Origin of the sequence: Microbacterium sp. NPDC091662 (genome assembly GCF_044756705.1) — a bacterium.
In the GTDB taxonomy this organism is placed as follows: Bacteria; Actinomycetota; Actinomycetes; order Actinomycetales; family Microbacteriaceae; genus Microbacterium.
On record NZ_JBIVTM010000002.1, the window covers coordinates 347,798 to 361,719 of the forward strand.

The 13,922-nt window shown below is 67.8% G+C and carries 9 protein-coding genes; 8 read left to right on the top strand and 1 reads right to left on the bottom strand.

Features of this window, described 5'->3' with window-relative positions; all coding sequences use genetic code 11:
- Positions 1-4: 4 nt before the first annotated feature.
- Positions 5-1,027: a glycosyltransferase family 4 protein gene (locus tag ACIQLD_RS14940; RefSeq protein ID WP_402609154.1), complete on the top strand. Its 1,023-nt coding sequence runs from the start codon at positions 5-7 to the stop codon at positions 1,025-1,027.
- A gap of 26 nt (positions 1,028-1,053) precedes the next feature.
- Here ACIQLD_RS14940 and ACIQLD_RS14945 read toward each other — a convergent pair whose 3' ends face one another.
- Entirely contained in the window at positions 1,054-3,051 is a 1,998-nt protein-coding gene (locus tag ACIQLD_RS14945) for a glycosyltransferase (RefSeq protein WP_402609156.1), read from the bottom strand.
- A 193-nt stretch (positions 3,052-3,244) separates the two neighbouring features.
- Here ACIQLD_RS14945 and ACIQLD_RS14950 point away from each other — a divergent pair, with 193 nt between their 5' ends.
- The 7 genes from ACIQLD_RS14950 (at position 3,245) to ACIQLD_RS14980 (ending at position 13,772) form a co-directional block, all read left to right on the top strand.
- The gene (locus tag ACIQLD_RS14950; RefSeq protein ID WP_402609158.1) at positions 3,245-4,198 is read left to right on the top strand and encodes a glycosyltransferase family 2 protein; all 954 of its coding nucleotides are present in this window, start codon (positions 3,245-3,247) and stop codon (positions 4,196-4,198) included.
- On the top strand, positions 4,189-4,908 hold the full coding sequence (locus ACIQLD_RS14955; protein ID WP_402609160.1) for a CDP-alcohol phosphatidyltransferase family protein: 720 nt from the start codon (positions 4,189-4,191) through the stop codon (positions 4,906-4,908). The genes ACIQLD_RS14950 and ACIQLD_RS14955 overlap by 10 nt, the downstream gene beginning before the upstream one ends.
- Positions 4,905-5,522, top strand: a complete 618-nt coding sequence (locus ACIQLD_RS14960; RefSeq protein WP_402609162.1) for a hypothetical protein — start codon at positions 4,905-4,907, stop codon at positions 5,520-5,522. Before ACIQLD_RS14955 ends, ACIQLD_RS14960 begins: the two co-directional genes overlap by 4 nt.
- Before the next feature lie 199 nt (positions 5,523-5,721).
- On the top strand, positions 5,722-6,255 hold the full coding sequence (locus ACIQLD_RS14965) for a DUF4352 domain-containing protein (RefSeq protein WP_402609164.1): 534 nt from the start codon (positions 5,722-5,724) through the stop codon (positions 6,253-6,255).
- Between the two features lie 86 nt (positions 6,256-6,341).
- The gene (locus ACIQLD_RS14970) at positions 6,342-11,042 is read left to right on the top strand and encodes a PKD domain-containing protein (protein ID WP_402609166.1); all 4,701 of its coding nucleotides are present in this window, start codon (positions 6,342-6,344) and stop codon (positions 11,040-11,042) included.
- Between the two features lie 11 nt (positions 11,043-11,053).
- Positions 11,054-12,364: a hypothetical protein gene (locus ACIQLD_RS14975; RefSeq protein WP_402609168.1), complete on the top strand. Its 1,311-nt coding sequence runs from the start codon at positions 11,054-11,056 to the stop codon at positions 12,362-12,364.
- A gap of 10 nt (positions 12,365-12,374) precedes the next feature.
- A complete protein-coding gene (locus ACIQLD_RS14980; protein ID WP_402609170.1) occupies positions 12,375-13,772 on the top strand; it encodes a polysaccharide biosynthesis tyrosine autokinase in 1,398 nt (465 codons plus the stop codon).
- Positions 13,773-13,922 lie beyond the last annotated feature (150 nt).

Genomic DNA, 13,922 nt, shown 5'->3' on the forward strand with positions numbered 1-13,922 from the left:
GCTCGTGGAATCCGAGGGCGGTCCCTCGCTGTCTCTCACCTGGGCCCATCGTGCCGAACAGTCGGCGCGCACCTGGGAGCAGAGCCATGCCAGGGGAGAGGTGCCCAGCGTCTGGCCGTACGGGTTCGACGCGCTGCGCGATCATGCGGCGGTCGAGCTGGTCGACCTGGCACCGCCGGGCCGCGTCGCGCGTGCTCGTGCGCGATTGTCGATGGGTCCGCGCCCTGTCGGCGGTCTCACGCTGACGTGGGACGAGAACACGGCGTATCGGATGCAGACGACACATCCGCGGACCCGATTCGCCACCGGAGTGATCTGGCTCACGGACATGGCCGAGACCGGGGCCGCACCGGCACGCATGGTCACGATGCTCGGCAAGGCAGAGGCCGCATGGGTGCTCAGCGAGGCGCAGATCGAACCCCTGCGGATGATGCTGGGATCAGGATCGACGCGCGTTTTCGCGGTGCCGTTCGGCATCGACAGCGCGTTCTTCGTTCCGAGGCCCTATCCGGAGCGCCCGTGCATCGTCAGTGTGGGCAACGACAGGGATCGCGATCCCGCCACCCTCTATGCGGCTCTCGCCCGGGTGCTCGCCATCCGCCCGGAGGTCGAAGTGGTGGTGCAGACCCGCTCGGACCTCGACCCGCCGGAGGGGGTGCGGGTCGTGCGTCACATGCCGCACGCCGAACTCCGCGACCTCTACGTCACGGCGAGCGTGGTCGTCGTCCCGACCCGGCCGAATCTCCACGCCTCCGGAATGACGGTCGCACTCGAAGCGCTCGCGACCGCCCGCCCCGTCGTCGCCACCGACACGCCGGGGATGCGCCAGTACGTGAGCGAAGGGCGCACCGGGCATCTCGTCGCTCCGGAGGATCCCGCCGAGCTCGCCCTGGCGCTGCTCCGACTGCTCGACCACCCGGTGCACGCCGCCGAACTCGGGCGGAACGGCCGGATCGAGGTGGAGCGGCACTTCACGACGCAGATCATGGTCGCGTCGCTGGTACGCGAGCTGCTACCCACGGCCTGACTGCGTGCGGCGCGCGAAGCCGGTGTCTAGTGCTTCGAGCCGCGCCGCTTGACCCGCACGGCGGCACGGAACGCGTCGGCGTGCGCGCGGCCGGCGTCGGCCCAGTCACGTCGCGAGAGATCCGGCGAACCTGCCAGGGTGGTCGCGGAACGCCACGCCTCGACCACGGTCGGCGCATCGAGATCCCCGTCGTACATCAGCACCCACTCCTGGCCGACCTCGCGTCCGAGGGCCTCGTTCGCCTCGTTGCGGGGGACGAGCACCGGCCGGTCCATCGACAGAGCGGCGAGCACGCTGCCCGAGTTGTGCATGAAGCGGTAGGCCAGCACGATGAGGTCGGACGAGGTCGCCAGCTGGACGAGCTCGGCATCGCTGAGGAAGTCGAGGTGCAGCCCCACGCCGGGGAGGTCTGCCGTCCGTGCCCGGAGGTCGTCTCCGAGCTCTGGGGTCGACGGGCGCCCGCCGATCCGCAGGCTCAGCGTCGGCTCGACTGCGACAGCCTCCGCAAAGGCATCGATGAAGCCCTCCAGGCCCTTGTAGCGACGGATCCCACCGAACGATCCGAGCTGCCCCGGCACCCGCTCGGCCGAAGGGAACTTCGCGTACCAGCCGCGGTAGTCGCCGTGCAGGATCAGGCTGTGCGGCGTGCCGGGAGCGAGCGGAGTGGTCTCGTTGATGACGATCCGGTAGTCGGTGTGGCGATCGATGAACCGCAGCAACCACAATCGCGGAGCGTTGTCGTCGGGAAGCTCGATGTTGTGCACCGTGCGGACGACCGCGATCCGACGGGACAGACGGTGCCGGAACACGAGCGCGGTGGTGAGGAGGAATTTGCCCGTGGACTTCCACCAGGTCGAGCCGTGCAGCTTCGCCTCCGGCCAATGCCAGTGGAAGGCGTCGTAGCGTCCGAAGAGGGCCGTGCCCCAGGAGAAGCGCAGACGTGTGAGGCCGTCCGTGGACCCGAGCGCCTCGTCGAGCATCTTGTTGTACGGGTTGGTCGTCGGACGCGGAGCGCCCAGCGACTGCATCACCCGGATGGTCGATCCGTTGTCGGTCATGGTCGTGTCATCCTCCGATGGGCGACGGTACTCGTCGTAGCGACGGCCGAGGGCGGCGGTGATCGTGCCGCGGCCGCGGTGCACGAGACGCGTGCCTCTGGCGTGATGGGTGATGTTCGAGGTCAGGGCTCCGAAGGCCCTCCGCAGGCCGCCGACGACGATCCGGGCCACGCCGCCAACGAGGGCCTTCAGCCGCAGGACGCAGCGACGGACTCTCCCCTCGGTCAACTGCAGTTGGATGCGGGTGCCGGCGTTCGCCGAGCTGAACGCGCGCTGAGCCGCCCAGGCGCGGCTCAGGCGCGACGCGACGACGAGGTCTTCGGTCTCCGACTCGTTGCACCACACGATCAGCCCGCCGCGGCGGGCGAGCTGCCGGGAGAAGAGCGTGTCCTCTCCACCGCCCAGACCGAGAGAGGGATCGAAACGCAGCCCGAGCCGACGGATGGAACGGAGATCGAGCAGCAGGTTGCCCGCGGCGGCCACCTGCAGCACCGTTCCCGTCTGCCGGGGCGGGCGCCGGAACGTGCCGGATGCGAGCAGCCAGGGGTCGACGTCCTCGTCGAAGACCGAGATCACGCGCCCCATCACCGCGTCGGCGTCGTGTGTGCGCCAGACCTCGATCAGCGAGGAGAGCCACGCTTCACGGGGGATCTCGTCGTCGTCGATGAAGGCGAGGAGATCGCGATCGGCGCATTCGTCGAGGATCCGGTTGCGAGCGGCGACGATTCCCGGCGCGGGTTCGACGACGTAGCGCACGGGGAGGTCAGCGGCCGCGACCACATCTCGTGCAGAACCTGCGGGGTCGTTGTCGACGACCAGCACATCCACCGCGACGCCGAGCTCGACGCATTCGGCGATGCGTGCGGGGAGTGTGCGGAGCAGAGCCGCCAGAAGCTCCGGCCTCCGGTACGTGGGGACGCCGATCGTCACAGTGATCATGTCGTTCGATTCCGGTCCCCTGGTCATCCGCCCCATCCCCATGGCAGTATCGCGCCTCGACTCCGACGCGGGCTCATCGTATCGTGAACCCCTGATACCGGTCTGCGCGGCCTGCTCTCGCGTATAGTCTTTGTCCTGGGAGTCGACGCCGGTCGCGACTCTGGGGAATTCGACCGGCGACCCGAGGCGATCCGTGATCCGGATCCGGGGGGAGGATCGCGTGTCAATCGAGCACGGACGGCTTGCCGTGGTCGTGGTCAACTACGCCTCGGCACGGCTTCTGCAGCGCAATCTGGTGGTGGTCGCGCAGGAGGCGCAGGCGATCGACCACGAGGCTCTCGTCCTCGTCGTCGACAACTGGTCGAACGCGGAGGAACGTCGAGCCGCGAGAGAGGTCGCCGTCGCGAACGGCTGGCATCTGATCGAGCCGGAGTCGAACTCGGGCTTCGGCGGCGGCGTCAACCTCGGTGTGACGCGCGCGCTCGCCGAGGGGGCGACCGACGTGCTCGTCATCAATCCGGATGCGCACATCGATCGCGATTCCCTGCGTCGACTCGCTTCCATCACCGCAGCCTCGCGCACGACGCTCGCCTCGCCGGTGATCACCGACTCCGACGGACGAACCTGGTTCGCTGGAATCGACCTCCTGCTCGACGACGGCACCATGCGCGCTCGCCGCAAGCGGGTCGACGGAGATACGCAGCCGTTCGAACCGTGGCTGAGCGGGGCATGCCTGTGGATCACCCGCGAGGTGTGGGAGCTCGCCGGCGGCTTCGACGACGACTACTTCCTGTACTGGGAAGACGTCGACTTCTCTCGTCGTGTGGTGTCCGCGGGCGGTTCGCTGATGCTCGTCGAAGACGCCACGGCGGTGCACGACGAGGGGGGCACGCAGCGCGCGGAACCCGAGACCTCCAGGGCGAAATCCGAGGGCTACTACTACTACAACATCCGAAACCGGATGCTGTACGCGGTGCGTCATCTCGACGACGCGGCGGTGCAGCGCTGGCGTCGTTCGATTCCGCGCACCGCCAGGGAAGTCATCCTCCGCGGTGGCCGAAGGCAGCTGATCCAGTCGGCCGCACCGATCCGGGCCTACCTCCGCGGTGTACGCGAGGCTCGTCGGATCGCACGGGCCCACGCAACGGTCCAGAAGGGCAGGAAATGGTCGTAGACGCCTACCATCGTCTCGCGCGCGCGCAGAAGGGGCATGCCCGAGGGGCGCCCGCATACTCCGTGTACGTCAACCGCCGCATCGGGCGGGTTCTCGCCGCCGTCGCCTACCGGATCGGACTCACCCCGAATCAGGTGTCGATCATCAGTGCCGTGCACTCCTTCGTCGCGATCGGTCTCATCGCTTTCGGTCCCGTGAACGTGCCCATGGGCCTCCTGATCGCCCTCCTGCTGGTGCTCGGCTATGCCTGGGATTCCGCGGACGGTCAGGTCGCACGCCTGCGCGGCGGGGGAAGCCCCCAGGGCGAATGGCTCGATCACTTCATCGACACGATCAAGATCGCCTCGCTGCATCTGGCGGTCCTGATCGGGCTCTACCGGGTGCTTCCCGAGACGCCGCTTCTTCTGCTGATCCCGATCGTGTTCAGCATCGTCGCCACGACCACGTTCTCCGGCATGCTCCTCAACGACCTGCTCAAGGGCAAGCACGCCGTGGCGTCGACGCACGAGCGAGGTGGGGGGACCCTGCTGCGCTCTCTCATCCTGCTCCCGACCGACTTCGGCCTCGTGTGTCTCGTGTTCGTCCTGTGGGGCTGGACCCCGGCTTTCCTCGTCGGCTACGGTGCGCTGTGCGTCGCTGCCGTCCTGTTCCTCGCCCTCGCCGCGGTCAAGTGGTTCCGCGAGATCGGAAGGCTCGGGGCGTCCGCATGACCGAAGAGAAGATCCTCGTGGTCTGCGCAGCCAACGTCTGCCGGTCCCCCCTGGCCGAGCTCGCACTGAGGCGCGGGCTCGGGGCGGATTCGCCTCTCTCGGTGAGCAGCGCCGGTGTCCGAGCCAATGCGGGTGACCCGATCTGCTCCGTGGTGGCTTCGCTGCATGACGACGAGGAGTGGCAGACCCAGGCTCGGGCGCACCGGGCGCAACCGGTGACGATCGAGCAGATCGAACAGGCGAGCATCGTGCTCGCGGCGTCGCGGGACATCCGTGGCGAGCTCGTGCGGCTTGCACCCCGCTCCCGGGACTGGATGTTCACGATCAAGGAAGCCGCCCATCTGGGCGAAGGATTCTCCTCGTCCGCGCCCGATCGGGTGGCCGAGTACGTCGCGCATCTCGACCGGGCTCGTTCACGAGCCGTTCCACTGACCCCGCCGGGCGGTATCGGCGCGCGGGTGCGGCACCTCTTCGGCGGTCGCACGAGCGTCGACCCGACGAGCATCGCCGATCGCCACGGAAGCCGCGGGCACCTGGAGACGATCGCCGAGGTCGAGGCCTCCGTCGCGACGATCCTCGCTCAGCTCGGAGGGCATCGGCGCCATTCGTCCTGAGTGAACACTTGCGATCTTCCGGTACTCGCACTACGATTAGCCGACGCCGCGTTCTGCGCGGTTGAAGGGGACCCGAAGCCGAGGGGGCTTTGGGAACGGGGAATCTGGGTTCTGGGGAGCTGCAGTGTTCAAAGTTTCATCATGCCGTTCTGGGGACGGCTCTTCGCGCTCACTACGCGCGATACTCGTCGCGCCGTTGGTGGCGCTCGCACTCGTGACGGCCGGTTGCACCGCTGCGCCGGGAGCGTCGGAGACACCGGCTCCTGAGGGGACCAGCACCACAGACTGGACGCCTCCGGCGGACACTGAGACCGAAGGGCCCACCGAGGGGCCGGTGCTGACCGAGGAGAACGGGGCGCTCGACGCGCCGATCACTCTCTCCACCGACATGGTCGTCACGATCGACAAGATCTCGACCACCACGATCAAGCCCGAGACCCCCGGCGAGTATGCCGGTTCCGCTGTCGTGGTCACGCTTTCCGTGGCCAACGACTCGAAGCGGGCGCAGAGCGTCGACTCCGCGGTCGTCAGCCTCGTCACGGACGACGGCGACATCGGCGTCTCCACCACCGCCGGTCCGAACGAGCCCCTGCAGGGCGAACTCGCCGCCGGCGCGAAGACCACGGGGACCTACGTCTTCATGCTCGACCCGACGAAGGGTCGCTCGGTGAAGATCAGCGTCAACTACGCCGCAGGAGAGCCGGTCGCGACGTTCGCCGGCCAGCTTTCCTGACCCGCACGCAATCTTTCGCATCACTTTCTGTTTTTCATTGCACTAACTCATTTTCGAAGAAGAAAACTGGCGGCTGGGGAGTCACTATGGGGAACACATCGACCACGAGGCGGGCGCTGAGCGCGCTCGCGTCTGTCGTGACGGCGGCATTGCTCGTCGCCGGCATGACGACATTGGGCGCGCAGGCGGCGTCGGCAGACGTTCCGTCGACGCCACCGCCTCTGCTGCAGCGCGATGACAACGTCGTCACGTCGGACCCGATTCCGACGGTGCAGATCGACAACGGCTACGTCTGGGCGCAGGCGACCATCGGATCGACCGTGTACGCGGTCGGCAAGTTCGACAACGCCCGTGCGCCCCTGGCCGTACCCGGCACGAGCCTGACAGCCCGTTCCAACGTGCTCGCCTACGACATCAACACGGGCCAGCTGCTCTCGTTCGCCCCGCAGGTGAACGGTGTGATCAAGGCCGTCGCCGCGTCGCCCGACGGAAGCCGCATCTACATCGGCGGTTCGTTCAACTCGGTCAACGGTCAGGCACGCTGGAACTTCGCGGCTCTCGACGCCGTGACCGGTCAGCTCGTGCCCGGGTTCTCTCCGTCGATCGGCGGCAGCGGCGTCTACGCCCTCGCCACCTCGGGGTCGAGCGTCTACGTCGGCGGCCTGTTCACCCAGGGCAACGGCACGGCCCGCAAGAACCTCGCCGGCTTCAGCGCCACCAACGGCGCGCTGCTGAGCTGGGCACCGCAGACCGACCTGCAGGTCGACGCGATGGTCATGGACCCTGCGGGTCAGAACGTCATCGCCGCAGGCCGGTTCTCGCAGGTGAACGGCGACCTGACCATGCGCGGTACGGTCGCGTTGGATAAGACGACCGGTGCCGTGGACTCGTCCTGGGCGCTGCCCCAGACGGTCAAGAACGGCTCGAACACGGGGGCCAACTCGGGGAAGGCCGGTATCTTCGGCCTGGCCGCCGACGCCACGGCCGTCTACGGCACTGGCTGGGTCTACGCCGACGCCGCCACGGGAAACCTCGAGGGGACCTTCGCAGCGGAGGCCGGCACCGGACAGGTCCGCTGGATCGCGGACTGCCTCGGCGACCACTACGGCGTCTACTCGACCGGCAAGGTCGTCTACACGACGAGCCACACCCACGCGTGCGGCACGATGAATCTGCACCCGGAGCAGAACCCGCGCACGCACCGCTACTCCGAGGCGTACACGGCCGACGCCCGCGGATCGCTGGGCAACCAGCCCGCGGCCGGTGGCACCTACAAGAACTGGGCGGGTACTCCCGCGCCGTCGCCGTATGCCTGGACGCCCGACTGGGCCGTCGGCGTCACGACCGGCATGGGCCAGGCCGGACTCTCCATCACCGGTGCCGGCAACATGATCTCGATCGGTGGCGAGTTCCGATCCGTGAACAACGGTCGCTTCGAAGGACTCGTACGCTTCTCGACGAACCCTCCGGGAGGTGCCAAAGACGGCCCTCGCCTCGCCGGGGCCAACTGGACAGGCACGGCGCAGTCGTTCATCCCGGGTCGCGTCCGCGTCTCGATCCCGGCCAACTGGGACCGCGACGACCTGACGCTCACCTATGAGCTGCGTCGTACCGGCACGGCCACTCCGATCGTCTCGACCACGGCCAACGGAACCTGGTGGAACCGGCCGGCGGTCATCCTCGAAGACACGACGGCGCCTCCGGGATCGCAGCAGGAGTACACCGTCGTCGCGAAGGACGGCAACGGCAACGCCGTCAGCAGCCAGGCGATGAGCGTGACCGTGACGGCAGGTGCGGTGTCGAGCTACGTCAACGCGGTCTCCGCCGACTCTCCGCAGCTCTACTACCCGCTGGGCACGGCGGCTCAGGACTGGGCGGGCGCGAACACTCCTGTGTTCGGCACGGGTGTGACGTCATCGGCGTCCGGTGTCGAGAACACCGCGACCGGAGCGTCGACCTTCACCGGAACCTCCACAGGACGTGTCTCGACGACCGACAAGGTCGCTGCCCCGGCGGAGTTCTCCACCGAGCTCTGGTTCAAGACGAACACGACGAGCGGCGGCAAGCTGATCGGGTATGGATCTGCCGCCTCCGGTGACTCCACGAGCTACGACCGTCATCTCTACATGACGAACAACGGGCGCCTCGTCTTCGGTACCTACAACGGCGGCACCCAGACGATCCAGAACTCCACGGCGCTGAACAACAACGCCTGGCACCACGCGGTGGCGACCCAGAGTGCAGACGGCATGAAGCTCTATGTCGACGGCGTGCTCGTCTCGTCTGCTGCCGGTGCGACCACCGCTGAGAACTACGTCGGGTACTGGCGCGTCGGCGGCGACAACATCGCCAGCTGGCCTTCGGCGCCGAGTTCCAAGTACTTCAAGGGAGCGCTCGACGAGGTCGCGGTCTACCCCTACGCGCTGACTGCCGCACAGGTGCAGACGCACTACGGCATCGGCAAGGGCTTCCAGCCGCCGACCGCCGCGTTCACCGCGACGCCGACCGATCTCGCTGTGGCGTTCGACGCCAGTGCGTCCGCGCCGGCCGGCTCGGCCACGATCGCCGGCTACAAGTGGGACTTCGGCGACGACTCGGCATCGGCCACGGGCAAGACGGTCTCGCACACCTACACGGCGGCCGGAACCTACACGGTGAAGCTCACCGTCACCGACAGCAACGGACTGGCCACCACGACCGAGAACCCTGTCGTGGTCCAGGCCGCGAACGTGCTGCCGACCGCGTCCTTCCAGGTGACGGGCACGGGGCTCTCGGTCTCGGCCGACGCCTCCGCCTCCTCCGATTCCGACGGCACGATCGCCTCGTACGACTGGAACTGGGGCGACGGATCGACCTCGACCGGTCAGGTCGCCAGCCACGTGTACGCCTCGGCAGGCACGCGCACGGTGACCCTGACGGTCACCGACAACCGTGGTGGCACGGCGACGACCACGCGAGAGTCCGTCACGACCCACGCGAACCCGGTTGCGACCTTCACCTCGACGGCGTCGGGGATGAACGTCGACGTCTCGGCCGCAGGATCGAGCGCCTCCGACGGCGCCACACTGTCCTACTCCTGGAACTGGGGTGACGGCACACCTGCGGGTACCGGCGCGACCGCTGGTCACACGTACACGCAGCCGGGTGCACACGACATCACCCTCACGGTCACCGACAGCCTCGGCGGTTCGGCGAGCGTCACGAAGTCTGTGACCGTTCAGGCACAGGTTTTCGCGGCATCCGACTCGTTCGGTCGGGTCGTATCGAGTGGCTGGGGTGCGGCTGATGTCGGCGGCACCTGGGCGCCCATGAGCGGTTCGGCCGCTGTCACCTCCGTCGCAGACGGAGTCGGCAAGGTGAATCTCACCCCGGGCGAGACCCGCGAGATGCTGCTGCAGGGCACGTCGCTGCTCGACACGTCGGCGCGGATCACCTACACGCTGGCCGCCGGGCCGTCGACGGGTGTCGCATACGAGGGGCTCGGTGCACGTCGCTCCGGTTCGAACGGCTACCGCGCACTCGCGTGGCACCGTGCAGACGGCACCACGTGGCTCGTGATCCACCGCAACGGAACGGCCATCGCCAGCACCGCGGTCGCCGGTCTCACGTGGACCGCAGGAAGCACGTTCAACCTGGCCATGGAGACCACGGGCGCCGGAACCACGACGATCCGCGCGAAGCTGTGGGCAGCCGGAGCCGCGGAGCCCGCCAACTGGCAGCTCTCCACGACGGATGCGACGCCGGCCCTCCAGGTCGCGGGAGCGCCCACGGTGTTCTCGTACCGGGCGGGCAGTGCGACCGGAACCAACCTCGCGAGCTTCGACGACTTCACCCTGAAGAACCTCGGAGTCGTGGCGCCGGAGCCCGAGCCGGAGCCGGAGCCCACGAACGTCGCGCCGACGGCAGCGTTCACCGCGACGACCGCGGGCCTGACCGTCAACGTCAACGGTGGGGCATCGACCGACTCGGACGGCACCATCGCGTCCTACGCCTGGAATTTCGGAGACGGAACGACAGGCAGTGGAGCGACGAGCTCTCGCGCCTACACCGCGGCGGGCACCTACACGGTGACCCTCACGGTGACGGACGACAAGGGTGCGACCAACACCGCCACCCAGCAGGTCACGGTCACGGCGCCGCCCGTCGACCCGCAGCCCGAGCCCAACCCGGCCCCGCTGGCGGGAGACGAGTTCGACCGCACGGCAGGCCCCGGCTGGGGGACCGCGGTCACGGGCGGCGCCTGGAGCATCGCCGGGGGCTCGCAGGCGGCGGCGACCGTCGCCGACGGCCAGGGCAAGATGAGCCTGGTCGCCGGAGACACGCGCCACGCGACGCTCAACACGACGTCGATCGGCGATGCGATCCTCGAGACGCAGTTCCGCGTCGACCAGGCTCCTGCCGCCGGTGGCGCCTATATCGGCGTCATCGCGCGACAGACCGCCGCGGGGAAGTACTTCGCCCGCGCATGGCTTCGTCCTGACGGGACCGTGTGGCTCGTGGTCCACCGTGAAGGGACGGTACTGCTCACACAGGCAGTGCCCGGTCTCGTCTGGGCGGCGAACACGTCGTACAGCCTGAAGGTGTCCGTCACCGGATCCACCTCGACCGCCATCTCGGCGAAGATCTGGGCGACCGGCACCACCGAGCCGGCGACCTGGCAGATCAACGCGACGGATGCGACGCCGTTGGCCGCGGGTTCCGTCGGTCTCAGCGGCAACCGGTCGGGCAGCTCGACGGCGCCTCTGAACGTCTCGTTCGATTCGTTCCGCGTCACCGCGCCCCAGTAAGATCCTGACGCATGGCCACTGCTGTTCCGATCGCGCTCCTCGCCGTCGGAGGAATCGCAGCAGTGGCCATCGTCGTGTTCGTTCTGCGACTGATGCCGCGCGCCGCGTTCGTGGCCTGGGCATGCGTGCTCTTCTTCGTGCCGCTCTGGGTCGGCGTGAACGTGGGCTTCTACTGGGCGGCGATCACGCTGTTCACGGCTTTGATGATCATCGTCAACTGGTCGGTCGTCCCTCTTCGCGCCGCGGACGCCTGGGTCGTGGCGTTCATCATCGTCATCGTCGGGCTGTACGGTTTCGGCACGGTCGATCTCCCGTCGCTCGTCGCCGCGTTGCTCGAGTGGGTCATCCCGTATCTCTGGGGTCGGGTCGTGCTCGCGCGGATCGCCACAGGGTGGATCACATCGACGATCGCCGTTGTCGCGATCATCGCCGCGGTCCTCGGCATCGTCGAGTTCTTCACTTCGTTCAATCCGTTCGTCCTGATCCCGGGATCCGGCGTCATCTACGACACCTGGAGCCCCCTACAGGAACGTGGCGGGGTTCTGAGGGTCGAGGGAGCCTTCGGGCATTCGATCGCGCTGGGAGCGGCGCTGGCGATGTCGTCGGCGTTCATCGTCGCGACGAAGTGGCGGCTGCTCCCGAAGATCGGCGGCGTGGTGATCGTCGCCGTGGCGACTGTCCTGACGTTCAGCCGTGCGGGACAGCTCACGCTCGTGCTCACCCTGGTGCTGTCCACATTCCTGATCGTCGGGGTGTCCACCCGGTTCCGGGTCGCGGTCGTCACCGCCGGTGTCATCGGCACCGTCATCGCGATCCCGATCATCGATTCCGTCTTCGGGGCGGCAGGCGATGAGGCCGGGGGCAGCGCGGACTATCGGACCGACCTCCTCGTGCTCCTCCAGCAGGTGCAGCTCTTCGGCAACCCGGGGGACTGGCATTCGCTCGTCTCGGGTGACTATTACCTCGGCTACTTCGCGCGATCCGTCGACAACGCCCTCGTCCTCACCCTGCTCCGGTACGGGTACGTGCCGACGCTGCTGATCATGGCAGCCATCGTCTGTGCGGCGATCCTGACCGTACGCCGCTCGACCCGGAGTCCGGCGTCGATCGCGGTCGTGGGGCAGCTGCCGAGCCTCGTGGTGGTCGCGCTGATCACGCAGTACAGCATGTTCCTCTGGTTCTGCGTGGGGCTCGCGATCACCTGGGCGCGCGACGCCGACATTCTCGGCGGAGAACGTGAGGGGCCCGCAGAGATACCGCGGAGATCGCTCAATCCTTCGAAGCCGCTGCGCGGCGCCGAGCAGCACCGTGCACAATCATGAAGTCGTGGAAATGAACACTCCCCTAGAATCGAAGTCTCAGGGGGAATGGGGAGTCATGGGCGAGAGCCGGGTCAGTCTGCGCGTCATCGCTAGCTCGTTGCGCAAGTTCTGGTGGATGATCGTGCTCTTCGGCGTCGTCGGGGCCGCCGGCTCCTTCGGCTACGCCTCCCTGCAGACCCCGCTCTTCCAGGCGACGACCTCTCTGTATTTCGCCCTCAACCAGGGCACCAGCGCCTCGGATCTCAATCAGGGTTCGGTCTACACGCAGAGCCAGATGCTCTCCTTCGCCCAGCTCGCCACGAGTTCGCGTGTGCTCGACCCCGTCATCGAGGAGCTGGGTCTCGACACGACCCCGCGCGAGCTCGCGCGGGGTATCGAAGTCACGATCCCGCAGAGCACCGTGACGCTGCGGATCACGGGAATCGCCGAAGATGCCAAGGGGGCGGCTGAGCTGGCCGACGCCGTGGCGGATCAGCTCATCATCGTGGTCAAGGATGTGGCGCCCAAGGACCCGCAGGGCGAGTCCACGATCACGGCTCAGGTCATCGACGACGCGGTCGTGCCGGAGTTCCAGTTCACGCCGAGCAAGCCCAGGGATGCGCTCCTCGGGGGCTTCCTCGGGGGTGTGCTCGGTCTCGCCGTCGCGCTGCTGATCGGCGTGCTCGACACGCGCATGCGCAACGAGGAGACGCTGACGGAAGCGGGCGGCGACCCGGTGCTGGGCGTGGTCTCGAAGTCGCCGCTGCTGGCCATGCGGGGCATTGCCGTCGCGCAGGAGCCGTTGGGTCACACCGCGGAGGAGTTCCGTCGCATCCGTTCCGCCCTCGCCTACGCGAACGTCTCCTCTCGGGTGAAGGTTCTGCTGGTGACATCCGGCATGCCCGCAGAAGGCAAGTCGACGGTGTCGGTGAACCTGGCCATGACTCTCGCGGGGCTGCGCAACTCCGTGCTGTTGATCGACGCCGACATGCGACGCCCGCGGGCGCACGAGCATGCCGGTATCGACGGCTCGATCGGCCTGACGAGCGTGCTGCTCGACGAGGTCGAGTTCGAGGTCGCCAAGCACAGCGTCGCAGACAGCACGCTCGACATCCTTCCCGCCGGCACCATCCCGCCGAATCCCGCGGAGCTGCTCACCTCGGCCCGCATGGCACAGTTGCTCGACTTCGCCGCCGCCGAGTACGACTACGTCGTGATCGATTCTCCTCCCATCCTGAGCGTGGCCGACGCGAACCTCTTCGCCACCCAGACCGACGGAGTGATCCTCGTCGTCGACGCGACCAAGACCCGTCGCGCCGCACTCGCCAAGAGCGTCAAGTCGCTCGAGTCGGGTGGCGCGCGCATCCTCGGTACCGTCCTGAACCGTGCCCGTCCGGATCGGCACCGCAGCGAGTACTACAGCGACTGAGGCGATGTCGTGCAGCTGAGACACGCACGAACCAGCGGAGTATATCGGTGCGACGATGTGTCCGTTTGTCTTTGCCCGGATAGCCGGGTATTCTTCATGAGTTGCGAGGGGGACTCGCTCTTTGCTGCCGGGGTCTAAACTGCGGCGGAG

Excerpts from the sequence above, each read along its gene's own strand:
- ACIQLD_RS14960 (WP_402609162.1), top strand. The coding sequence starts at position 4,905 with ATGACCGAAGAGAAGATCCTCGTGGTCTGCGCAGCCAACGTCTGCCGG.
- ACIQLD_RS14955 (WP_402609160.1), top strand. The coding sequence starts at position 4,189 with ATGGTCGTAGACGCCTACCATCGTCTCGCGCGCGCGCAGAAGGGGCAT.
- ACIQLD_RS14945 (WP_402609156.1), bottom strand. The coding sequence starts at position 3,051 with ATGACCAGGGGACCGGAATCGAACGACATGATCACTGTGACGATCGGC.
- ACIQLD_RS14975 (WP_402609168.1), top strand. The coding sequence starts at position 11,054 with ATGGCCACTGCTGTTCCGATCGCGCTCCTCGCCGTCGGAGGAATCGCA.
- ACIQLD_RS14970 (WP_402609166.1), top strand. The coding sequence starts at position 6,342 with ATGGGGAACACATCGACCACGAGGCGGGCGCTGAGCGCGCTCGCGTCT.
- ACIQLD_RS14980 (WP_402609170.1), top strand. The coding sequence starts at position 12,375 with ATGAACACTCCCCTAGAATCGAAGTCTCAGGGGGAATGGGGAGTCATG.